Annotated in this window: 13 protein-coding genes, 2 tRNA genes, 1 other RNA gene and 4 pseudogenes; 14 read left to right on the top strand and 6 right to left on the bottom strand. The window is 43.1% G+C overall.

The features are described 5' to 3' along the window. Nucleotides 1-63: 63 nt before the first annotated feature. Nucleotides 64-777: a CoA transferase subunit A gene (locus ACOBWA_RS04910; protein ID WP_420230365.1), complete on the bottom strand. Its 714-nt coding sequence runs from the start codon at nt 775-777 to the stop codon at nt 64-66. Nucleotides 778-1,032: 255 nt separating this feature from the next. Next, nucleotides 1,033-2,373 carry a short-chain fatty acid transporter gene (locus ACOBWA_RS04905; RefSeq protein WP_420230364.1) on the bottom strand — a complete coding sequence of 447 codons (1,341 nt, stop codon included), beginning with the start codon at nt 2,371-2,373 and terminating at the stop codon, nt 1,033-1,035. 391 nt (nt 2,374-2,764) lie between these two features. On the opposite strand from ACOBWA_RS04905, the gene ACOBWA_RS04900 reads away from it, so the two are divergent. Both ACOBWA_RS04900 and metG read left to right on the top strand, forming a co-directional pair. Then, entirely contained in the window at nt 2,765-4,180 is a 1,416-nt protein-coding gene (locus tag ACOBWA_RS04900) for a GntP family permease (protein ID WP_420230363.1), read from the top strand. Nucleotides 4,181-4,539: 359 nt separating this feature from the next. Beyond that, a pseudogene (gene metG / locus ACOBWA_RS04895) lies at nt 4,540-6,632 on the top strand (methionine--tRNA ligase). A gap of 94 nt (nt 6,633-6,726) precedes the next feature. On the opposite strand, the gene ACOBWA_RS04890 reads toward metG, so the two are convergent. Continuing rightward, nucleotides 6,727-7,128, bottom strand: a complete 402-nt coding sequence (locus tag ACOBWA_RS04890) for a hypothetical protein (protein WP_420230362.1) — start codon at nt 7,126-7,128, stop codon at nt 6,727-6,729. A gap of 604 nt (nt 7,129-7,732) precedes the next feature. On the opposite strand from ACOBWA_RS04890, the gene ACOBWA_RS04885 reads away from it, so the two are divergent. The 10 genes and pseudogenes from ACOBWA_RS04885 to ACOBWA_RS04840 all read left to right on the top strand — a co-directional run bounded on the left by ACOBWA_RS04885 (nt 7,733) and on the right by ACOBWA_RS04840 (nt 18,946). Further along, nucleotides 7,733-8,782: an ABC transporter substrate-binding protein gene (locus ACOBWA_RS04885; RefSeq protein ID WP_420230361.1), complete on the top strand. Its 1,050-nt coding sequence runs from the start codon at nt 7,733-7,735 to the stop codon at nt 8,780-8,782. 77 nt (nt 8,783-8,859) lie between these two features. Further along, nucleotides 8,860-9,900, top strand: a pseudogene (locus ACOBWA_RS04880) (ABC transporter substrate-binding protein). 441 nt (nt 9,901-10,341) lie between these two features. Further along, nucleotides 10,342-11,241, top strand: coding sequence for an ABC transporter permease (locus tag ACOBWA_RS04875; RefSeq protein WP_101204314.1), 900 nt, complete (start codon nt 10,342-10,344; stop codon nt 11,239-11,241). A 64-nt stretch (nt 11,242-11,305) separates the two neighbouring features. Further along, nucleotides 11,306-12,099 (top strand): annotated as a pseudogene (locus tag ACOBWA_RS04870) (ABC transporter ATP-binding protein). A gap of 216 nt (nt 12,100-12,315) precedes the next feature. After that, nucleotides 12,316-14,637 (top strand): FdhF/YdeP family oxidoreductase, encoded by a 2,322-nt coding sequence (locus ACOBWA_RS04865; RefSeq protein ID WP_420230360.1) that lies wholly within the window; start codon nt 12,316-12,318, stop codon nt 14,635-14,637. A 109-nt stretch (nt 14,638-14,746) separates the two neighbouring features. Next, nucleotides 14,747-15,826: a formate dehydrogenase accessory sulfurtransferase FdhD gene (locus ACOBWA_RS04860; RefSeq protein WP_420230717.1), complete on the top strand. Its 1,080-nt coding sequence runs from the start codon at nt 14,747-14,749 to the stop codon at nt 15,824-15,826. Nucleotides 15,827-16,611: 785 nt separating this feature from the next. Then, nucleotides 16,612-18,261 carry a sodium:solute symporter family protein gene (locus ACOBWA_RS04855; RefSeq protein ID WP_319823146.1) on the top strand — a complete coding sequence of 550 codons (1,650 nt, stop codon included), beginning with the start codon at nt 16,612-16,614 and terminating at the stop codon, nt 18,259-18,261. 84 nt (nt 18,262-18,345) lie between these two features. Further along, entirely contained in the window at nt 18,346-18,480 is a 135-nt protein-coding gene (locus ACOBWA_RS04850; protein ID WP_219621825.1) for a putative transporter small subunit, read from the top strand. A gap of 181 nt (nt 18,481-18,661) precedes the next feature. Beyond that, a tRNA-Cys gene (locus ACOBWA_RS04845) sits at nt 18,662-18,735 on the top strand. Nucleotides 18,736-18,859: 124 nt separating this feature from the next. Further along, nucleotides 18,860-18,946 (top strand) — tRNA-Leu (locus ACOBWA_RS04840). A gap of 281 nt (nt 18,947-19,227) precedes the next feature. Here ACOBWA_RS04840 and ACOBWA_RS04835 read toward each other — a convergent pair. The 3 genes and pseudogenes from ACOBWA_RS04835 to ACOBWA_RS04825 all read right to left on the bottom strand — a co-directional run bounded on the left by ACOBWA_RS04835 (nt 19,228) and on the right by ACOBWA_RS04825 (nt 22,259). Continuing rightward, nucleotides 19,228-20,856, bottom strand: coding sequence for a long-chain-fatty-acid--CoA ligase (locus ACOBWA_RS04835; RefSeq protein ID WP_420230359.1), 1,629 nt, complete (start codon nt 20,854-20,856; stop codon nt 19,228-19,230). Between the two features lie 288 nt (nt 20,857-21,144). Then, nucleotides 21,145-21,503: a transfer-messenger RNA gene (gene ssrA / locus ACOBWA_RS04830) on the bottom strand. Between the two features lie 85 nt (nt 21,504-21,588). Continuing rightward, a pseudogene (locus ACOBWA_RS04825) lies at nt 21,589-22,259 on the bottom strand (alpha/beta hydrolase). Nucleotides 22,260-22,704: 445 nt separating this feature from the next. Between ACOBWA_RS04825 and ACOBWA_RS04820 the strand changes: the two are divergent. Beyond that, nucleotides 22,705-24,069 (top strand): glycerophosphodiester phosphodiesterase family protein, encoded by a 1,365-nt coding sequence (locus ACOBWA_RS04820; RefSeq protein WP_420230358.1) that lies wholly within the window; start codon nt 22,705-22,707, stop codon nt 24,067-24,069. A gap of 230 nt (nt 24,070-24,299) precedes the next feature. Further along, complete coding sequence (locus ACOBWA_RS04815; RefSeq protein WP_420230357.1) at nt 24,300-25,079, top strand: response regulator; 780 nt, start codon at nt 24,300-24,302, stop codon at nt 25,077-25,079. The last annotated feature ends 2 nt before the right edge of the window (nt 25,080-25,081 follow it).

Here is a 25,081-nt window from a genome sequence, read left to right as displayed (position 1 = left end):
CTATTATCAATCTAAAATTAACTATTAATGTCACGTACGATTAAGCGTCGACCACGTTTTTATTTACGCGCCTTCTACAGCTTTAGTCGTGGTCTTTTCGATACGTTTTTCAGGGCTAGCATTCAATACAATACGCTGAACAAAAATACCCGGTAGATGCACTTCGTCTGGATCAAACGTACCTGTCTCAACGATTTCTTCTACTTCAACGATCGTGATTTTACCGGCCATCGCACAATCTGGATTAAAGTTACGAGCGGTTTTATTAAATATTAGATTGCCCGCTTTATCAGCCTTTTGCGCTTTGATTAAGGCGACATCCGCGCGTAAGGAATGCTCTAACACATAAGTACGACCATCAAAATCACGTGTCTCTTTACCTTCGGCAACCAAGGTGCCCACGCCAGTTGCTGTGTAAAACGCAGGAATACCAGCGCCGCCTGAGCGCAGCTTTTCAGCCAATGTCCCTTGCGGCGTCAACTCAACTTCTAACTCGCCTGCCAAATACTGGCGCTCAAACTCTTTGTTTTCGCCCACATACGATGAGATCATTTTTTTGATTTGGCGAGTCTGTAATAATAGCCCAAGACCAAAGTCATCAACGCCCGCGTTATTACTGATACAGGTCAGCTCTTTAACTTTACTATCACGCAATGCTTCGATTAACGATTCTGGAATACCGCACAGCCCGAAGCCGCCGATAGCGAGTGTTTGACCATCATGAACGATACCTTTTAGCGCTTCTTCGGCACTGTTATATACTTTTGATTGACTCATGCTTGTCTCCTATGACTGTTATTTATATTTTTAATCCGTGCATAAACTAATGCTGAATTAAGTGTCTCAATTATCCGTTTGATTGTTGCTTTTAATAAAACCTAACAACGAAAACTCATCATGCTTATTTTTCTTTGGAGCGTTATAACCTTGTATAGTCAATTCAATTTAAGAATAGTACAAGGCAACCGAGTGTAGATGTATATCTAATACTTCAAGCAAGGTGAACGCAGTAATACTTTTATAGTGAAATGACTATACCAATAGCCAAAACACGCTCATGATAATAGCACCCGATACTGCCAATACTATTAGGCAGTAGCCCATGATAGCGCGTGCATCCAAACCTGCGATACCCAATAATGGCAAAGCCCAAAACGGCTGAATCATGTTGGTCCATGCGTCACCCCATGCAATCGCCATTGCAGTAATGGCTGGACTAACACCCAGTTCGATACCAGCAGGAATCATAACAGGGCCTTGTACCGCAAACTGTCCACCGCCCGATGGTACAAAGACGTTGACCAAGCCAGCACTTAAAAATGCAAAAATCGGAAAGCTGTCTGCGGAAGCGGAATTGACAAAAAATTCGGTCACTTGCGTACTGATAGAGATACCATCAGCGTTTGCACCCGTCATGATACCCATGATGCCGCCATAGAACGGGAACAATAGCACAATACCCGTGATGCCACCTATCCCCGAGTGTACGGCACGATAATAACGCTCTAACGTGCCATGCGATAGCAAACCTATAAATAGGAATAGCCCAATGACGATATTTAGCCCTAGGTTAAAACCGTTACTACCAAACTCGCTGATATAGTACATCAGTGCTAAGGCCAATAAGATGACAGCGATAATACGGCTATCATCTAGCTTTTGTGCAGGCGTGTCTCTTTGGGGCGCGACGTAGATCTCTTCTTTGATCAGCTTAGGATCAATAACCGTAGGGTTTTTAGGATGCATAAAGCGATTTAGCAGAGGCAAAATAATGATAAGTAAACCTACTAGCAGCATGTTGTAGCCTGCAAATACCGTCTGCGATAAAGGTACTGCTTCGGTCATGGTATTGCCTGACAGCGTCAGTAGCGTCTCACCGCCCGAGCTAAGTGTCAGCGGTATCGAACCTGAAAAACCGCCATGCCAAATCACGAAACCTGAATACGCGGCAGCGACCAATAGCGGATAGTCGACGTTGGCCACTTTTCTGGCCAGTGCCTTTGCAAAGATTGCCCCGATGATTAAACCAAAGCCCCAGTTTATCCATGAGCCGACCAACCCAACTAAGGTTGATACGATAATGGCGGTCGTAGGAGAGTGGACTCTACTAGCGAGATTGTCCAATAAGCGCTGGATAAATGGAGCGCTAGCAAATGCATAACCGGTTACTAGGACCAACGCCATTTGCATGGCAAAGCTATGCAGTGACCACAGTCCGTTGCCCCAGTGCCCTGCCATAGCAATCATGTCTTGGCCAGTAGTAGCTAAGCCAACGACAAAGGCAATGAGGGTTAAAACAATTGAAAAGACAAACGGAGATGGTAGATAGCGATTGACCAGCTGTACGCTCACGTTAGTGATGGCACTAAACATATTCACATTCCTTGTAAATTTGCTGTTTGTGATGAGATTTATGACCAGTTTTTATGGTTAGCGCTTATTATCAATAAACTTCCATTTGATAAGCGCGGCTCATATTAAACATTATACTTTATATTTTTATTTATAATAATACATATTATATCGGTATATCATGTATAAAATACTTATGCTAACTTAACATATAATTCTCGCAGCGAGAAGACAATAACACTAAGAACGAATGAGACAGTACAGTAGCGAGGTATGAGGCAAGTCAATATCATATTATTCTAAGATTAATATTTGATAAAAAATCAAAAATTACATATTTTGATTAATTTTATTGACCTACATCGATAAGCGCGACATACACGCTGTCTTAATTTTGCCAAGGAGGGCTATCATGTTTAGTACATTTGCGATTGTCATTACCCTATTATTACTCATGTTTTTTGCTTATCGCGGTTATTCTGTGCTGATCTTAGCACCGATTATGGCGACGCTAGCAGTCTTACTATCAGATGATTTTTTAAACACGATTCCCGCTTATACTGATATCTTTATGGGCGCGTTAAGTGGGTTCTTACTCAAATTCTTTCCTATATTTTTACTCGGGGCATTGTTTGGGCGTTTAATGGCAGACTCTGGCGCTGCAACTGCCATTGCCAATACAGTCGTCGAAAAACTCGGTGCTAGCAAAGCTATCCTCGCGGTGATTTTGGTCTGTGCTATTTTGACCTATGGCGGCGTATCGTTGTTCGTTGTGGCTTTTGCTATTTATCCAATCGCCAAAGACTTGTTTAGAGCGGCAGATATTCCAAAACGTTTGATTCCAGCAGCGATTGCCTTAGGGTCATTTACGTTTACGATGACTGCACTGCCAGGCACGCCAGCCATTCAAAACGCTATTCCCATTCCTTACTACAATACCAACGTATTTGCCGCCCCTATCTTGGGTATCATCGGCGGTACGATCATGTTTATTTGTGGTTGGATGTGGCTGCAATCACGTGCCAGAAAAGCCAATGCAGCGGGCGAAGGTTATGGTCAGCATGATGAAGAGGATGTAGGCGGCGTTGGAGCGGCTGCAAAAGACGTTGAGGTATTAAGCACGCATCAAACTTCCTTTACCATTGCGATGATTCCACTCGTATTGGTTATTGGCTTAAACGCTATATTGACCTATATGGTTTTCCCATCGATAGATTTCAGCAGTCTACAAACTCAATTTCCAGACTTAAATGTCGCAGGCTCACTTGGGTTGTGGTCAATTATTATCTCGTTGGTCGTGGCTTGTGTGGTGTTAATTCTGCTACGTATTGGACACTGGAACAACCTACAAAAAACCATCAACCGTGGTACTTATGATTCTATGTTGCCGATTTTCAATACTGCATCAGAAGTGGGTTACGGTGCAGTTATCGCATCGCTCGCAGGCTTCCTTATCATTCGTGATAGCATTTTAAACCTTACCCCTGACAACCCTCTGATCTCAGAAGCGGTCGCGATGACCACGCTTGCTGGTATCACAGGCTCATCGTCTGGTGGTTTGAGTATTGCGCTGTCGACCTTGGGTGAAGATTATCTGCGCATGGCCGTCAATGCGGGCATCGACCCTGAGCTAATGCATCGCGTAGCCGTCATGGCGGCAGGTGGTCTTGATACGCTTCCGCACAGTGGCGCTGTCATTACCTTGCTAGCGATTTGTGGTCTGACCCATAAGCAATCTTATTTAAATTTGGCGATGGTTACGATGGTTATTCCATTGGTCGCTGTGGTTGCTGTTATTATCTTAGGGACGATGTTTGGTTCATTCTAAGGTAGATTATCGCTTAGCCATTTATTGTGACTAACCACTGGTATCTAAACGAATAATAGATAAATAAAAAACCCACTCGGCATACTGCTTGGTGGGTTTTTTCATGGCTGATTGATAACTAATCTATAATGACCAGATTCAATGCAAGGCTATTGTTTGTGGTTAATTAGTGCTTGCCAAATGAGAAGTAATTACCAAGGAATATCACAAATTTATTTGATTTACGGTATCATAGGCACACTTTTTGAATTTTTATTATTTTTAGAAGTTTTTAGCATTAACGATGTCGCATCGATGAGCGATGAACCGCTTGAGATGTTCGATAACTAACCCGTTTATATAAAAATATAGGTGATTTTGTGCGTGAGATTCTAGTAACCAGTGCGCTGCCCTACGCCAATGGCTATATCCATTTGGGGCATCTTGTAGAGTATATTCAGACTGACATTTGGGTACGTGCGATGAAAGCGCAAGGCCATCAGGTCACCTATGTCTGCGCGGATGATGCACACGGTACGGCAATCATGCTCAAAGCAGAAGCCAACGGCGTAACGCCAGAGGAACAAATTGCCTCAGTTAAAGCCTCACATGAAGCGGATTTTTCAAAGTTCCTTATCAACTTTGATAATTACCACAGCACTCATTCAGAAGAAAACAAACAGTTCTCTGAGCTGATTTATCGTCGTCTCAATGATGCTGGTCATATCAGCACAAAAGATGTCGAGCAACTGTTTGATCCTGAAAAGCAATTATTTCTAGCCGATCGCTTTGTCAAAGGTACTTGTCCAGAATGTGATTCACCAGACCAGTACGGCGATAACTGCGAAGTATGTGGCACCACTTACGATGCAACAGATCTAAAAGATCCGCATTCAACATTGTCTAATGCAACGCCAGTACTTAAAACATCCAAGCATTATTTCTTTGATTTGCCAGAGTTTGAGCAGTTCTTACAGGACTGGACACGCAGTGACAATCGCTTGCAAACGTCAGTCGCCAACAAACTTCAAGAATGGTTTGAGGCGGGACTTGCCAGCTGGGATATCTCACGCGATGCGCCCTACTTCGGCTTCCAAATTCCAGACACCCCAAGTGATGAGCCAGACAAATACTTTTATGTGTGGCTAGATGCGCCAGTCGGCTACATGGCAAGCTTTAAAAACCTATGTGATAAGCGTGCAGGGACAGACCAAGCGCTTGATTTTGACCGCTACTGGGCACAAGAAAACGAGCACAAAACCGAGGTTTATCACTTCATCGGCAAAGACATCGTTTACTTCCATGCCTTGTTTTGGCCAGCCATGCTAGCTGGTAGCGAATACCGTACACCGACTGGCGTCTTTGCCCATGGTTTCTTGATGGTCAATGGCGAAAAAATGAGTAAGTCACGTGGTACTTTTATCAAGGCCGAGACTTATGCTGAGCACTTACATCCTGAATATCTGCGTTATTACTTTGCCAGCAAACTGTCTGATAAAGTTGAAGACATTAACTTAGACTTAGAAGACTTTATGCAAAAGGTCAACTCTGACTTGGTTGGTAAAGTCGTCAATATCGCCAGTCGTAGTGCAGGGTTCTTGGTTAAGAAGTACGACGGCATGCTGTCAGAAATTTGCGTCGAGTCAGAGCTATTAGAAGACATCACCAAAACGGGCGATGAGATTGCTGCTGCCTATGAGAATCGTGAATTCTCGCGTGCTATGCGTTTAATCATGCAATGTGCGGACAAAGCCAACGAATATATCGATGCCAAAAAACCATGGTCACTAGCGAAGTTGGAGGGTACTGAGCAAGAGGTTCAAGACATCTGCTCGGTCGCTATCAATATCTTCCGTCAATTGATGGTTTATCTCGCACCAGTATTGCCTGAGTTGACTAATAATGCCAAAGAGTTTTTGAACCTTGATGATTTAAGTTTTGCCAGTCGTAATGAGTGGTTGCTAGGTCATAAAATCAATAAGTTCAAACCACTGATGCAACGTATCGAAGAAAAAGATATTGAAGCAATGGTAGAGGATTCTAAAGCATCCTTAACTCAAGCAGACGCTCCTGCTGCGACTGATAATAGCAAGCCTGCCGCAAAAGACAAGGCACCTGCAACAGACGCGGATGCTGAGCAAACGGACTACATTGGGATCGAAGACTTCGCCAAAGTCGAGCTGAAAGTCGCACACGTTTTAGAGTGTAACCATGTAGAAGGCGCAGACAAATTACTACAGTTCACGTTAGATGTTGGCGAAGATAAGCCACGCAACGTATTTAGCGGTATTCGTAAGTTCTATGAGCCTGAGCAACTGACGGGTAAAAAGTCATCTGTGTCACCAACCTTGCCCCGCGTAAGATGAAATTTGGCATATCAGAAGGCATGGTATTGTCAACTGGCGAGCCAAAGACAGGCTTAACCGTCGTTACCTTGCCAGATGCTTGTGTTGTTGGCGACGTATTGGCTTAACGGTTATTTTTAGGGTTGAAAAATAAAAAAGATGCCCTAAGTGGCATCTTTTTTATGGTTGATTTAGCAAACTCCTAAAAACTAAGCCTTATATTTATCTGCTCAAAATATCGATAATCTGCAACGTATCATTCATCACCGTCACAATGTTATTTTTTGGCGTACGAATACGAACGTAACGGTCATCATAACGGTCTAAAACGACAGAACGGTCATAATCCCTTCTATCAATCTTGCCGACTACTCTATAACCGTATCTATCAAGATCACGCTTAAATGAAGCATTTGGGCTAGCATTTCGATAAGCGTTGATATTTGGGTGGGCATTGCCGCTATGCTTGTAGTTTTTACTGACATGGGCAGAGTTACCTTTGCTATTACCATGTCCATCACCGTGCCCGTTTCCATGACCATCTTTTGCCATAGCAGGCAATCCAATCAAAGAAGTAGCAGTGATACCAGCGATGGTTAATAATTTAAGATTAGCAGTGTTCATAATATTATCCTTAAAATGGTCATTCGAAAAAGTTAGATAAATAATAGCGTCTATTTCATATCCACTATGTCAGCACAATGTCATCAAAATGACTGGATTGTCTTTAGATTTATCATGTTTCTCGTATGAAAATTAGCTTACGTTAATTATGAAGTGAGTACGTAATAGATGCGTTGCTAGGATGTAAGCCTTTTGCATATGGTTTGAGCAAACAAAAGTACCCTAGTGGCATCCGTTATATTTAGATCTACATAAGAGCTTTAATGCACCACGCGTCTTGATAAGATAAAAAGAAGTGATGATTTTTTTATTATCCATCACCATGACCGCCACAAAACAATTTTTTATTGCGATAACTTACATTACTGTCATAATATGAACATAATAATCAATGGAACGATTACTTTATTTAATGGTTAGCCTGCTATCTCAGCATCAACATAGCATTGACTTGGCTAATCTGCATTCTTCAATATCATGGTAAAAAACCAAAGTACACCAAACAGATGAGTAAAATGACTACTATATAAGTTAGTAGGCTCAGTCAGTCTGGCCGTATCTACTTGGTTTTTGGGATTGATATAACCTATGAGTTAACCTAATAATGACTATCGCTTCTACTCTACGCTTAAGCCTATATGGCGTTGCTTTTAGTGCCATTAGCACACTGGGACTAATCGGCTGCTCAAACTCCTCTACCGAGACCGCAGCGACTGCTGAAAATAGCACGGCTACAGATAAGCCTGCCAAATCTATTGCCATTACTCAAATCGTTGAGCATCCATCATTAGATGATATGCGCCGCGGTATTATTGATGAATTGGCAGATAATGGTTATGTCGAAGGTCAAAACCTAACTGTTAACTTTCAAAGTGCGCAAGGAAACACAGCGACTGCAGGACAGATTGCCAAGCAATTTGCAGGAGACAACCCTGATGCGATCGTAGCAATCTCAACGCCTTCTGCGCAGTCAGTGGTAGCCGCGACCACCACTATCCCTATTATCTACACTGCTGTGTCAGATCCGCTAGGTGCCAAGCTCATTACGGCAAATGGCAAGCCTTTTCAAAGCAATTTGACTGGACTCTCAAGCCAGCTGCCATTAGAGCCGCAATTGGATTTGTTACAGCAGATAAAGCCTGACTTAAAGACCATCGGTTATGTCTATAGCCCAGGTGAAGCAAACTCAGTGTCATTGCGTGAAAATCTAAAACAAGCTCTACCAGCACGAGGTCTGTCACTATTAGACATCCCTGCCAATCGTCCAACAGATATCGGTATGGCGACACGCAGTTTGCAAGGACGCGCAGATATCATCTATACCTCATTTGACAACAATGTTGCCTCTGCCTTTGAGGCCATGACTCAAGCAGCAAATGAGCTAAAGTTACCGATTGTTGCATCTGATGAATTCAGTGTAAAACGCGGCGCGACTGCTGCTCTTGGTGTTAATGACTATGACTTTGGTCGTACCACTGGCAAGATGGTATATCGCGTGTTAAATGGCGAAGCGGTCAATACCATCAAACCTGAGGTCATGAATGATCTGACCCTATATGTCAGTCCTCAGCATGCCAAAACACAAGGTGTCAGCTTGCCAGCAGAATTACTAGAAAGTGCCATCAATGTTGATATTGATGCCGAAACCAAATAAAAAGTAGTAAGCTATCTATTAGCTCGTCAATTATTTATATAGTGTATGGACACACTATTATTTTAGGAGTAAGACCCATGTTGTCTCAAAATCGTTTTGGTCGTTTTAATTTCGGTAAGGCTTTATTATTAGGCGGTGTATGTACGGCTATCTTGACTGGTTGTAACCAATCAGCACAAGATGATGGCTCCACGAATGCTGCCGCTACTGGTGATGCAGCGACGGCCATGAAGACCGTTGCTATTACCGCTATCGTAGAACATCCAGCGCTTGATGATGTACGTAAAGGTGTCATCGACGAGCTAAACGAAGCAGGATTTAAAGACGGTGAAAACCTAACGGTTAACTTCCAAAGCGCGCAAGGAAACACAGCGACTGCAGGACAGATTGCTAAGCAATTTGTCGCTGATGCACCAGATGTTATCGTCGCTATCGCAACACCGTCTGCGCAGTCTGTTGCCGCTTCTACTAGCAGCATTCCATTGGTATTCTCAGCAGTTACTGACCCAGTAGCAGCCAAACTGGTACCTAAGCTAGATGGATCTGGCACCAACGTTACAGGCGCATCAGATGCCCTACCGTATGAACCACAAATTGATTTGATGCGTCAAATCATTCCATCGATTAAAGAACGTCGGTTATGTCTATAGCCCAGGTGAAGTCAACTCAACGATTATCTTAAAGAATCTAAAGAGAAGCTAACACCACTCGGTATCAATGTATTAGAAGCGCCTGCACAGCGTAGTAACGACATCGCGATGGCAGCCCGTAGTCTCGAAGGTAAGGTCGATATGATCTACACTTCAACTGACAACAACGTGGTATCAGCGTACGAGTCACTTTATCAAATCGCCAAACAAAGTAAGATTCCTCTTATTGCCTCAGATACTAGCTCAGTTGAGCGCGGTGCTGTTGCTGCTCTAGGCGTGAACTACTATGAGCTTGGCCGTGAAACTGGTAAAATTGTCGTACGTATCTTAAACGGTGAAAAAGCAGGTGCTATCCCTGTTTACACTCCACAAGCGCTTGATCTATACGTCAGTCCAAAACACGCTAAAGAAGAAGGCATCACGTTGCCACAAGCGGTTATCGATAAAGCAAAAGAAGTGGTAGAATAACGCACCTTTGTATTTGGCTCAAAATAGCAGGTATAAATAGGAAAGCGACACGAATCAATACTGTGTTGTCTACCTTAAAATATACGGCTAATGATTAAACAAGAAACCCAGCTATGAGTCATTAGGCTGGGCTTCTTGTCTAAACAGAGTCTTTTTGCAAGCGTGTTTAATAGTGCTGTATTTGTCTGGCCATTTATCTGATACTTGTTAAGTAGAGGATAGGTTTATTGCTCATATTACAGTGCCTTGAACCGTCGCTTCAAACCAAGGTAGCTTATGATCGTTGTTAATCGTGATATGTTTTGGTTTACCCTAACCGCAGATTGCTTAATCTGTTAAATTCACCGCTTAGCTGTTTAGCAGGTAGATGATTTTGGCCATTGCCATTTACTTATCTTGGTACCATACGCTAGACACTTGGTTATGACTTACTGATCTCTTATGTCTTTAATTGCTTTTTTCGGTGCGCTTGAAAGTGGTCTGATTTATGGCCTAGTAGCACTCGGTGTGCTTATCTCATTTCGTACGCTCGACTTCCCTGATTTGACCGCTGACGGTAGTTTCCCGTTGGGCGGTGCAGTCGCTGGTATTTCTATCATCGCTGGTATCAACCCATGGTTGGCCTGTGCTTTTGGGATGTTAGCAGGTTCAGTCGCTGGTATCGTCACTGCGTGGTTGCATGTCAAACTTGGCATCTTGCAACTGCTTGCCAGTATCTTGGTCATGGTTGCTTTATATTCTGTCAATCTACGCATCATGGGCGCGCCAAACCTACCCCTGCTTGGTGAAACCACAGTGTTTAGCACCTTGGTGACTGATGGTAATGGTTATTGGATGCGCTGCCTGATTATCGGTGTCGTCGTCGCAGCTGCTATGTTATTTTTGAACTGGTTCTATAGTACTGAGACAGGTCTGTCGATGCGTGCTACTGGCTCAAACCTAAGAATGGCACAGGCGCAAGGTATCAATACCTCGTGGATGACCATCATCGGTATGGCGATTTCTAATGGTTTGATTGCCCTAGCAGGTGCGCTGTTTGTGCAGACTCAGGGTGGCGCGGACATCTCAATTGGTATCGGCACGATTGTTATCGGTCTAGCAGCAGTCATCATCGGTGAGACAATCATTCCTGCCAAGCGTATTTGGCTGATTACCTTTGCCGTTGTTGTCGGTGCGGTATTGTACAAACTGTTTATTCAGGTCGCACTATCAAGCGATACGCTACGTAGTATCGGCTTTGGACCACAGGATTTGAACTTGATTACCGCATTGCTCGTGGTACTAGCCTTGGTATTGCCGAAAGCGAAAACCAAGTTTTTATCACGCAAGGTTCGCGCCTAATGACAGTCAAAGCAGGTATTTATAACACTTGCTTCGCTTAAAGAGACAATAAGGAATAACGATTATGATGCAAGCCACCGATTTACGGTTGACCTTTAACCCAGGCACGCCTATCGAAAACCCTGCCCTACGTGGTATCAGCTTAAACATTGCTGATGGTGAATTTGTCACTGTCATCGGTACCAATGGCGCAGGTAAATCTACTTTTTGAACGCGGTAAGCGGTACGACACGCGTCGATAGTGGCTCAATCTTGCTCAATGGCATTGATGTGACCAAAAAGTCTGCTCATCAACGTGCGCATTGGGTTGCTCGCGTCTTTCAGGATCCGATGGCGGGCACTTGTGAAGCGCTAACGATTGAAGAAAATATGGCTTTGGCCTACAAACGCGGCGGTAATCGCGGTCTAAAATTTGCATTGAACCAAAACAACCGTGATTTGTTCCGAGAAAAACTATCCGTTTTAAAATTAGGTTTAGAAAATCGTCTAACCGATCGTATGGGTCTGCTCTCTGGTGGTCAACGTCAGGCAGTAAGTCTGCTAATGGCATCATTGCAGCCCTCTAAAATCTTGTTGCTTGATGAGCATACTGCAGCTCTCGATCCAAAGACTGCGGCATTTGTCTTAGAATTGACTGATAAGATTGTCACGGACAATAAGCTGACTACGATGATGGTTACCCACTCTATGCAACAAGCCTTAGCACATGGTACACGCACCGTTATGCTACATCAGGGTCAAGTCGTATTAGATGTAGCTGGCGACATTCGTAAAGGTATGACTGTACATGATCTACTTGATATGTTCGAGCAAACACGTGGCGAAAAAGTTGAAGATGACAGCCTGATTTTAAGCTAAGTTTTTGAGCTAATGCTGTCCATGACTTACGACTTATAAATTTGTACCTGTCGAATATAACCATTTCCGACAACCTCAAAAACCTTCAAGAGAATTGATTTTTCTTGGAGGTTTTTTGTTATCTATAGTTAATGATCATATGAACTTCTCACTGGCCATTATATAGTTGTCGTCTATCAAAGCTTCGCCGTTGTCACTTACTATATGAGGTCTGTCATGCGCAAAATTCCTATTTATTCCCACCCTGCTGCTGGTTGGCCTGCGCTGATCTCATCTACCCAAAAGCTAATGGACTATAAGACATTTTTGCGCGGCGGTATAAGTGTATTTAAAAGCAATCAGCCCCAAGGCGGATTTGACTGCCCAGGTTGTGCTTGGCCTGATCATAAGTCGCACAAAGCTATCGATGTCTGTGAAAACGGCATTAAAGTCATTGCCAGTGAGACCATGACCCATAAAGCAGATGCTGAGTTTTTTGCAAGACACACCGTTACTGAACTACAGGGCTGGACTGGTTACGAGCTTGAGCACAGTGGTCGTTTATCAGAGCCGATGTATTACGATGCGGCGCAAGATCGCTATGTTCCTATTCCTTGGGAAGCCGCTTACAGCTTAATCGCTGAACAGTTAGGACAATTAAATTCACCGGATGAGGCGCTATTTTATACATCAGGCCGTGTGACTAACGAGCCTGCATTCTTATTTCAATTGTTCGTACGCTGCTTTGGTACCAATAATTTGCCTGATTGCTCAAATATGTGTCACGAGCCAACCTCAGTAATGCTAAGCAGACAGCTAGGTATTGGTAAAGCGACGGTCATGCTAGAAGATTTTGAGCAAGCCAAGCTGATATTGATGTTTGGGCAAAACCCAGCGACCAACCATCCACGTATGCTAGAGATGCTCGCCCATGCGCATGAGCAAGGCTGTCGAATCATCTCAATCAACCCGATGCGTGAGCAAGGCCTAAGTAAATTTAGAAATCCGCAAAAACCAACACACATGGCAGCCGGTCAAAGTGCTGATATGGTCGATGACGTTATTCAAATTCAAATCGGCGGTGATGCAGCCTTATTGACGGGCATTGCCAAGTGGTTAATCAAAAACGATAAAATAAATTATGAGTTTATTACCACTCATACTTCAGGCTTTGAACCTCTAAAACAGTGGCTAACAGAGCAATCATGGTCAGATATCACACTTGGCTGCGGTATTTCTCAGACAGATATTATCAATCTCGCTGAGCTCGTGGCTGATAGTCCAGCAACGATTTGCACTTGGGGCATGGGCATTACTCAGCACGTGCAGGGTGATGACAATGTCGCGATGATTACCAACTTGCTCCTGCTGATGGGCATGATTGGTATCGACGGTGCTGGTGCATCTCCAGTGCGTGGGCACTCCAACGTACAGGGCGATCGCACCATGGGTATCCATGAACGCCCTAGCAAAAGCTTACTAGACAGCTTAGAGCGTGTGTTTGAGCACCCTATGCCGCAAGAGCATGGCTACGATGTCGTCACAGGTGCCAAGGCTCTTATCGCAGGTAAATTGAAAGTCTTTATGGGCATGGGTGGTAACTACGCAGTGGCCGCCCCTGATACCAGCGCTATTGAGCAAGCCTTAACCACTACTCAGCTTAATATATTTGTTGGTACCAAGCTCAATGAGACCATGCTATACCCAGGTGCTAACAATTTGATCCTACCTTGCTTAGGCCGTACCGAACGTATTGTCACAACAAAGGGTGAGCAGTTTGCCACTATTGAAGATTCAATGTGTCAGATCGTACCAACTCAAGGTAAGCTCAAACCTGTTAGTGATACTTTAAAATCTGAAGCTCAAATCGTAGCGGATATTGCGACCCATGTACTCAGCGTCGACACGTCTATTCCTTGGCTGGCGATGAGTGAAGATTTCGATATTATTCGAGACTATATCGCTCAAGCGATTAATGGATTTGAAGACTTTAACCAGCGTATTCGCACCTCTGAGCGTGGCTTTCATTTGTATCATGCGGCGCGTCATCGTGTATGGAATACCGAAAGCGGCAAAGCTCAGTTTGAAGTACCACAATATCCGATTACTTTTGTCGCCGCACAAATGGCAGCCGCAAACGATATCGATGATGTTGAAAATACAGCACAAAAGGTTTGGCAATTGACCAGTGTCCGTAGCCATGACCAATTCAACACTATGATTTTTGGGTTTAAAGACCGCTATCGTCAAACGGATCGTCGTGATGTGCTATTCATGCATCCCGATGAAATAAGCCGTTTGGGTTGGCAAAAGGGTGACCGTGTTATGGTCACTCGCCAGCGTGCCAAAGATAGCCTAGAGCAACCGCGTATATTAGGTCCGTTGGTATTAAGCGAGATGGATATTGCCTCTAACGCTGTTGCAGCTTACTATCCTGAGTGCAATGATCTCTTTGATTTGGAGACACATGCGCCAGACTCCCATATCCCAGCGTACAAATCGACGACCGTCGTTTTAGAGCGCGTAGAGGCAAATACATCGATAGCTACGCCTGCGTAAATCATACTGCGAAGAGTCAATGAGAATGACACTTTCATTGGATCTCTAAATGACCATAAGTACGCTCATAATTAAGCATGCTCATAATTTTAGGCCATGATAAATCGTGATAACCATTGAAGATAACGCTGAGCAAAGTGATGCTTTTATCGACCCTACTATGATAGATAACTCAACCGACATTAAGAGAGTTGTACCTAAATCACCTAACGATGATAGGTTGTCAGAGACACCACTTGCTCGTAGTCACTTAGCACAAAAGCATCATTACCCGTCAGTTATTAGCAACCCTAATAATGACTCTCACCTTCAAATCGAATCTCAGACCACCAGCTTAGCAGTAGAAGCTGCTGTCTCTATCATTATTAATGGGATTCATTATGCTGTGTTGATGGCCAGTCCTCATCAGTTAGAGTATTTGGCTGTTGGGTTCTTATTTAGCGAAGGCTTAATTCAATACAGTCACGAGTTACTCGACTGGGAAGTGACTCACCTTGCAGATATCGCTAGCTACCAGAAGTTCGTTCAAGATTCGAGTGACGAAGATCTTGACTCAGTATCAATTGAGCAAAGCTTAGAACGATTTCAAGATTACGATATCTATGTCGTGGAGTTGGTATTGAGCCAACGCTGCCATCAACGTATACAGGCACAAAAGCGGCAGCTCGCAGGGCGTACAGGCTGCGGTATGTGCGGTATTACTGGACTAACGCAAGCTTTGCCTGATTTAAGTACTTACTCACAAGACCATTTACACCATGAACATAACCGACAGACAGGTATAAATGGCATTCAAACGAGCGCACCAAGTCTTGACTCCCTATTGGCACTGCGTCAACAAGTGGATGCCGCGCAACATACGCATCAACTGACAGGTGCGGTACATGCCGCAGCGACGATACATAATCAGCAGCTACATTTATTTGAGGATGTAGGCCGCCATAATGCACTTGATAAACTCATCGGTTGGCAATTACGCCAAAAAGCAGACGTTAGCTGTGTGCTTATGACTTCGCGTCTCTCTATTGAACTGGTTCAAAAGTCTATTCGAAGTCAAATCCCGTGGCTAGTTGGCATGTCAGCGCCTACCAGTACAGCAGTGCGCGTGGCTGAGCGTTATGGCCTTGGATTGGCTGGATTTTTACGTGATAACCGAGTCACTTACTATACCAAACAAGATAATATATAAAAATTCACTTCTACTTGTTCATTGAGAGCAACCATCATCTATCGCTCATTATCTATTTTTCTAATGAAAGCTTCAGCTACTCATTCATGGTTATAACTTAGCTCATAGCGATATATCACTCAATGCTACTAATAATAAAACCTTATCTTTCAATGCTTTATTAAAAATCTTATTAAATCTCTTTAAATAAATACTTATATATCATCTTCGGTCATTGTTTGGTAAATATCGGATAATGTTTGAGGTTAATGACATAATAGGTTACTCTTATCCCGCAAATATGTTACAGGCACTTAACAAATATGTAGTTTTATTTATTAATGCCGCTTAGTAACACATCAATCGCAATAGATGAGTAGAGATTTCTCAGCTATTGTTTATTACAGCTGATAAGGCTGTCTAAATCGAGTTCGGGTCATTTTATCATGGCTTAGTGCTTATTCGTAATTCCGCTATAGACACTCATCACATGAGTTTTCTTTAGCATGTAGCTACCTTTGTGTATGCCTATTAATAGCGTGATGGTTTACCCATTAACTGACGCCTATTGAAAGTAGTCCCTGTCTTTTTGATTTGACAGTATCTGTCTCATTAAGATTTGGGCGTAACACTTAGCATTTGCTTACCACTGCAGTTGGTATTTTCGCTATTTATATTAGCCACATACGTTCGGTATGAGGACTGTGTAGGCTATGCTGTATTCCTAATGGTTTGGTATCTTTCATTTTTGCTGAACTTTATTCATCAACTAACAATTGCGAGGTCTGAGTTTGAAAACTGAGTCATTGTTCCAATTTTCATCATTAACGATTATTTTATTATTATTAGCATTTTATGGCGGCACCTATTTACTGTCCTTATTAATCAAAAAAGATAAAGAGACCACTTCTGGATTTATGGTCGCAGGTCACGGTGTTGGCTTTGGTATGGGTGCAGCCAGCATGACCGCCACTTGGATTTGGGCAGCCTCATTTTACGCTGCGGCTACCTCTGGCTATAAGTACGGCGTATCAGGGCCGATACATTATGGCTTTTGGGGTGCATTGATGATTTTATTCATCTACCCTTTTGGTATGCGCTTTCGTGAATTGGCACCAGATGGCCATACACTAGGTGAACTGATTCATGCCCGCCACGGTTCATCAAGCCAATTAATCTTAGCCATATCCAATATTATGGGCAGTTTAATTAGCTTGATGGTCAACTTTACCGCTGCTGGGGCATTGGTGTCAGTCCTGTCGCCATTATCGTTCCAAACAGGGGTAATGATCGCAGGTATCGGTGTCCTGAGTTATACATTGACATCAGGGTTTCGAGCATCTGTCTTTACGGATTTCGCCCAGTTGGTCGCTCTAATGGCCATTGGCATTGTCATTATTCCCGCCGTGTTATTTGGCATGGGTGGCCCTGAGGTTATGGTCAGCGGGCTGTCGAACCTGACTTTAGAGCAGCAGAACTTTTTCTCCTCTGAGGCATTCTTTCAACAAGGTGCGCCTTACTTCGTCGCTGTATTAGCATATGCTATCGGTAATCAAACCATCACTCAGCGCCTATTTGCGATTGATAAAACTAAGATTAAAGCGACGTTTATCACTGCTACAGTCGGCTATGCTGGTATCGTTATTGGTCTTGGAATGATTGGACTAATGGCTGTGACGATTGGCGTGGAGCCACTCGATGGCAATATGAATAACCTCATTCCTCAAATGGTCAGTACTTATCTGCATCCCGTCTTTATCGCCTTATTCTTTATTTTAGTGATTGGGTCGTTGTCCTCGACCGCTGACTCAGATTTATCAGCGCTATCAACCATTATGATGGCTGATGTCTACGGTAAAAATATCGCCAAAAAAGGCCATGTTAAACCTAAAACAATGATGCTAATTGGTCGCGGCACGATGATTGTTGCGACAGCAGCTGGACTAATTTTTGCGAGCTTTAAGCTTGATATTCTCGTCATGCTAGTATTTGTTGGTGCACTATGGGGGGCTATTGTCTTCCCTGTTATCGCCAGTGTGTTTTGGAATCGCGTCACCAATACTGCCTTTACCTCAGCAGTTATCGTCGGACTACTCTTATTTTGCGTTGCCCGTTTCGAATTACTCCCAATCACTGGTGTCACCGCCCTATTCTTTGAAATACTGGCCAGTGTCGGTGCAGCGGTTGTTATTGGGCTAATGGTCTTTGGATTCTTAGGTCGTAAGATTGGCATGGTCGCCGCAGTTATCACGCTAGTGCTGATGCTTATCTTCGCTACTGGCTTCTTACGTCAATATATGGTCCTGCTAGCCTCTCTAACAGCTTACGGCGCTAGTACCGTCGTCTGTGTGATTATCAGCCTGATGGGAGACGAACACTTCGACTTCGACTTAATTAAGCAGCGTGTGGGCAATTACGATAAAAAGTCGGAAATCCCATCGTCACTTAAATCTTAAACTAAAGTCGCTTTATCCAAGTGCCGATTGGCCAGAAGTATTTGGCTAATCGCTACTTACTTAGCGATATTATAAGGAGATATCATGGACAACGTTTTTATCTACGGCTTATATATCTTAATTTGGCCCGCCATTACTCTTGGCGTACTCGTATTAATTTGCACGGCCACTTATCGTGATGTGAAAAGTGCCAAACGTAACAATAAAGATATAGTTTAGCGCACTATATTTTAAACCATCATCATTAAACACTGGTTTACTAATAGTTTGAAAAAGCCTATTAACAGTATAAACGCTTCTAAATTGGGGCTAAATATAGATAAGATAATAAATAAGCTGTTTTTAATGAAAAAAGGACTTGTAATTTACTATATTTTTGCTAATATAGGCGACCTTGATTGGCTGGATGGCAGAGTGGTCATGCAGCGGACTGCAACTCCGTTAACGCCGGTTCGATTCCGACTCCAGCCTCCAATTATTTATTAACTTTACGTTAATTTTGGCTTGCATTATTATCACAACCGATTATAATAGCGACCACTTATCTAGTAACTAGATGGTCTATCAGCTAGTTTACATCTTAGATAAAACAAGTTTTGCCCGGGTGGTGAAATTGGTAGACACAAGGGATTTAAAATCCCTCGCTAGCAATAGCGTGCCGGTTCAAGTCCGGCTCCGGGTACCATTACATAGTCCTATACTATCTTATAGAACAGCTAAAGCCCCTGATATCAGGGGCTTTGTTGTATCTGACGTTCTATACTGTCCTACTCTATCTATCCCAATCTATGCATCTGATGTACATGAATCTCTTAGTGCTCATTTAAAATAATCATGACGAGCGATATAGATGACGAGCATCTCAAACGCCCTACTCACCTATACCACTATTCTTAGAGAAATCTAACTAGACTACAAACTTGATTTTGCAAGTAGCATTGTCAATTTTTGCTTTTAACAGCTAAATCAGCTATCCAACAATACGTTGCCATAGTCATCACGCAAATCCTTTTTGACCATTTTCCCAGCGCCATTTAGCACGATGTTATCTACAAATATAACTTTATCAGGTATTTGCCAGCTGGCGATTTTACCTTCGTAAAAGCTCAGCACTTGCGACTCATCGATTTCTGAATCTGGTTCTTTCACCACAATCAATACTGGGCGCTCGCTCCATTTTTTATGCTTTGCAGCAATAGCGGCCGCCATTCTTATCTGCGGATGGGCGACTGCGATGTTTTCAAGCTCTACTGACGATATCCACTCTCCACCAGATTTGATCAAATCTTTTGAGCGATCCCGAATATTCATATAGCCATCGGCATCAATGGTTGCAATATCGCCTGTGTCGAACCAACCATCTTCAGTTATCGCATCAGGATTTTCTGTGTAATAGTCATTGATGATCCAATGCCCTTTGATCTGTAAACGACCTTGAGACATACCATCTTCTTCAACTTGCTGTAGCGGTTCATCAGTATCTATGAGACGTAGCTGAACGCCGTAGGGCGGACGACCTTGAGAGTTACGCAACTCATTAATCTCATCTTTACTCAGCGATTTATGCTTGGCTTTTATTTGATTCATCGTTCCAAGTGGGCTGGTTTCTGTCATGCCCCAACCATGTACTGCATCACAATTAAAATCCTCTCTAAACGTTTTGATGACCGATGGTGGACATGCGGCTCCTCCGACAATAGTACGCGTCATGCTATCAAGCTTACTACCTCTGGCTTTGGCAGCGGTCAATAGACTTTGCCAAATCGTTGGAACCCCTAGAGCAACCGTGACATGACAATCATCGATGAGAGATACTAGGCTATCACCATCAAGATTCGGACCAGGAAGTATGAGAGAGCAACCAGTCAAGGCAGCTGCATAAGGTGTGCCCCACGCATTGACATGGAACATCGGTACTACTGGCAGTAAAACATCTTGTGCAGAGAGCGCGGAGACATCAGGCATGCATAACGCCATCGCATGTAGCACAGAAGAGCGATGCGTATATAAAATTCCTTTAGGGTTACCGGTAGTTCCTGAGGTGTAGCATAAAGAGCTGGCTGTTGCTTCATCAAATTGAGGCCAGTCAAAGTCAGTCGAGTTTTCTGCTAATAGCTCATCAAAGAACAGTACATTAGGCAGTTTTTCGACGATACTATCATCTCGATCACTTAGACAAATGAAGTGTTCAACACCTTTGATATGCTCTTTGATTGCCATGATTAGCGGCAGGAAAGTAGTATCAAAAAACAGTACACGATCATCAGCGTCATTGATAATGTAGCTAAGCTGCTCGGGGAACAAACGTGGATTGATAGTATGGCAAACCATGCCACTACCTGAAATGGCATACCAAGCTTCTAAATGACGACGATTATTCCAAGCCAAAGTTGCTATGCGTTCTGATGATTTAAGTCCCAGTGTAGCCAACGCATTGGCCAGTCGTTTTGAGTTATCTGAGACAGTACGCCAATTGGTATGAGTCATCTGTCCATCGACTTCTTTGGACAAAACCGCCGTATCACCATGATAACGGGCAGCGTGTTCGATTAGACCACTGATCAGCAATGGCTGATACATCATTTTTCCTAACATAATACATTCCCTGTAGTTATTTGAAAGTCCGCTTATTCTTGCTACTGCATCGCCTGATGCGAAGAATAGGCCTCAACTAAGAATAATCAGAATTATTCTTTAAGACAAGCTAATATTATGTTCTCCATAGGCAACGAAAAATTGTAATTCAATTTCAAAGACTTGATGATTACTCTATATAAATAGTTTTTACTTTCTCATCAAAAGTTTGTCAGTATCATTTTTTTAATTAACCATAAAATTTGGACAAAAAAATCCGACCACCTAAGTGATCGGATTTTTAATGTTTGGTGGAGATGGCGGGAGTTGAACCCGCGTCCGCCAGCATTACGCTCATGAATCTACATGTTTAGTTTCTGTCTTTAGTTTTAATCCGCACCGATCCGACAGTCAGGATGGATTGGACGATTCTCTACTTTTGAACCCAAGCAATTGAGACAATCACTTGTGGCGAGCCTACATGCGGACGCTTCAACTTAGTTAACCAACTGTAGGTGATCAGCAACTAAGTAAGCAGGGTTTAAGCTGCTAGAGCGTAAGTTTCGTCGTTTGCGACTATAACAATATATGTTTGATTAACGAGAGGACATACACTCTCGACATGCATCATTGAGTTTCATCACCAGCGTCGAAGCCAGAACATCCCCAATAAGACTGGCTATTATATAGGAGATATCGGTGAGGTTTCAACCTATAAGTAGCCTGCATTACATTACGTTACAGCTTAATAATTTACGCCAAAACAATGTTTAACCATTTACCGATATTTTGAATCTGCGGCATACAGACCTGATGTGCCATCGGATACGTATTATAAGACACATTATAGTCCTTTGCCGACAATAACTGCTGGGCTTGCTCACCTAGGATAACAGGCACGACTGGATCATGCGTACCATGCTCAATCAGAATCGGCATGTCTTTATTGGCAGCACTATACTCAATATTGTCATTGGTCGCTAAGTAAGTAGAGAGCGTCATCAAGCCAGCTAAGCGCTCTGGGTAACCAAGTGCCACGTGATATGCCACTGCTCCGCCCTGCGAAAATCCTGCAATAACAATGTGCTCTGGTGATACGCCGCGCTCAATCTCACGGCTAATCAAATCTTGTATCTGCTGAGCAGACTCTTCAATTTGAGCCACATCTACTTTACGCTCCAGACTCATCTCTATGATGTCGTACCAGGCTGGCATTACCATACCACCATTTACCGTGACTGGGCGTTTAGGGGCATGTGGAAAGATAAAACGTACTGCCATATCATCAGCCAAGCCAAGCTGCGGTACAACTGGCTCAAAATCATGACCGCTAGCACCTAAACCGTGCAGCCAAATCACCGCCCGATCTATCTTTTTTGAGAGGGATTATGCTCAACGACGACGGCGTCTAAATAATTACTCATAGTTATCCTTAATAATGTAGTGAGATATGCCTTAAGCATTTCTATATTTTTTGCCAAAATAATGTGTGTGTCATTATATGGTCAATATCATCTGTTAGTTTGAGAGTATGGTCAATAGTGAGGTACTAAATGGCCAATAGCAAAAATGTGAACAGTATAAGAAGACACGTATGATTTTACGACCGATAAGCTCAATACTATCAAGTTTAAATACTGTCAAGCTCAAATACTGTCAGCTGTCTATTCTTTAGTACATGTGCCTACAATTGTATCCGCATTAATGCTAAGTTCTTACAAGGCTAAGCTCTTACAAAACTAAGCTTTTACAAGAATGCACGACACTTAGCTTCTTTTAGCAAGTAGCAACCAATAGTCAAACGTTAATTTTTCAATTCCTATCCATACGTCCGATGGGATTTTTTATAATTTTGCAGGAACATTTTACATGACAATTTCTAATAAATCAGCGCTTGAGCTGAGTAAGTACACGCTGGCTAAAGTTAATAAGATGAATCTCGCCTTACCTTTAACGCTGATCAGCTCATTATTGATAGTAGGCTGCACTACTGATAGTAGCTCAATGCTCACATCAAAAGCCCCTTTATCGACAGCGCAACCGCAATCACAATCGTCTTCACCTGTCGCATATACCTATGGAGTGCGTCCGTTTTATTTGATAAATGATATGGACGAGGGACCATTAAAAGAAGAGCTACAGGCGTGCAGGGGGCAATTGCCAAGTAAGACAGACTTCTCTATTGCACATCGAGGTGCGCCATTACAGCTGCCTGAACATACTTATGATAGCTACGTGGCGTCAGCACAAATGGGTGCTGGCATCTTGGAATGTGATGTCGCTTTTACCAATGACGGTGAGCTTGTCTGTCGTCATGCCCAGAACGATTTGCACACCACTACTAATATATTAGCCACGCCGCTGGCCAAGCAATGTACCGTACCGCCCATCTTAGATGCTAAAGGCAAACTTACTAATGCCGATAGTATCGAATGCCGAACCTCAGACATTAGCGTTACTGAGTTTAAAACCTTGACGGGTAAGATGGATGCTGCCAATAAAAAAGCAACCAGTATTAGTGAATATATGAATGCAACCGCGCCTTGGCGAACGGACTTATACTCGCAAAACGGCAAAGTGTTAACCTTGAAAGAACATATCGCGTTGGCTCGCAAGCTGGGTATGAAGCACACGCCTGAGCTAAAAGCGCCTGCAGTGACCATGCCGTTTAACGGCTATCGTTTGAACGACTACCGCCAACAGCTGATAGATACTTATAAGGCAGCAAATGTACCTGCAAGTGATGTATTTGCCCAGTCATTCAATATAGAAGATCTTGATTACTGGATCAAAAACGAGCCAGCTTATGGGGCTAATGCCGTCTATCTTATTGATGACAGCAATGAGACCGCTAAGAATAAAACATTTGATAAAAACGACACAACCACTTGGAAGCACTCATTGGCTGATATCAAAGCACGTGGCATAAACACCATTGCTCCAGCACTTTGGTTGTTAGTCACTACTGATGGTAAGGGAAATATGCAACCATCAGAATACGCAAAACAAGCCAAAGCCAATGGTCTAAAAATCATTACTTGGTCGATAGAGCGTTCAGGGCCATTAACGGATGGTGGCGATTGGTACTATAGCGGTCTTGGTGATGCTATCAACAATGACGGTGATATGATGAATTATATTGACGTACTAGCGCAAGATGTCGGTGTCCAAGGCATTTTTTCAGATTGGCCCGCTACAGTGAGCTACTATGCCAATTGCAAAGGTCTTAAGTAAGTTTTCGCTTAGTCTATTAATAAACAACCATGCTTAATCTTCGTTACCAAGGCCAGCTTATTTATTGAGCTGGCCTTTTTTAAATGCATTAAAATAATTACATCGCATACTATCTACTGAGCACCCTACTTTTCCATTAACTTTTCACTCCATTTAACTCGTGGCAGCAAGAGCAGTCTGCTGTTTTGTGCTACGATAATTTACTAAGCTTATCAGACGATGTAGAGACTATGACCCATATTTTACTGGTAGAAGATGATCCTGCGATCGCGATGTCGCTTAAGGTTACCTGCAAGCGCGAAGGCTGGCAAATAACTTGGTTGGATAATGCCAGTAGTGTGTTACCCATGTTGCATAGTCATAAAGCACAAGATCTATCGGCGATCATTATGGATGTCGGTCTACCAGATGGTGATGGCTTGAGCCTATGTCAGCAAATACGTCATACGCCTGATATCGACGCCTTAAAAGATTTGCCTATCGTGTTTTTGACAGCGCGTAGCGATGAGGTCGATCGTATTCTAGGATTGGAGATGGGCGGTGATGATTATTGCGCCAAACCCTTTAGTCCACGTGAATTGGTCGCGCGTTTAAAAGCCATTTGGCGACGTGAACAGCTAATTCAGCAGTCAGGCTCTCATACCATAAACTCAAATGAAAGTACTGATAATACTTCCTCGCATAATCTTTCAGGACAAGCATTAACGTTTGAAAATCAATCTGGCGTTTGGCATTATCAACCGCTCAATTATTCATTAACGTGGCAAGAACAGAAGCTGGAACTTAGTAATACTGAGCGCAAAATTTTGCTCACATTATTACAAGCACCGCAGCAAGTTTTTAGCCGTGAGCAGTTGCTTAATGCAGTAAGCGACTATCCCGATCATCGCCTAGCACGCACGATAGACAGCCATATCAAGTCGATTCGTAAGCAACTTGCGACTGTTGATACGAGTATTGAAGTCATTCATACGCATCGCGGACTGGGTTACGCATTATGTCCAGCTTAACA

The sequence above is a fragment of the Psychrobacter sp. ER1 genome (assembly GCF_048631835.1).
GTDB lineage: Bacteria > Pseudomonadota > Gammaproteobacteria > Pseudomonadales > Moraxellaceae > Psychrobacter.
The sequence above is the reverse complement of the archived record's forward strand: the minus strand, read 5'-3'. Positions and strand labels throughout refer to the sequence as shown.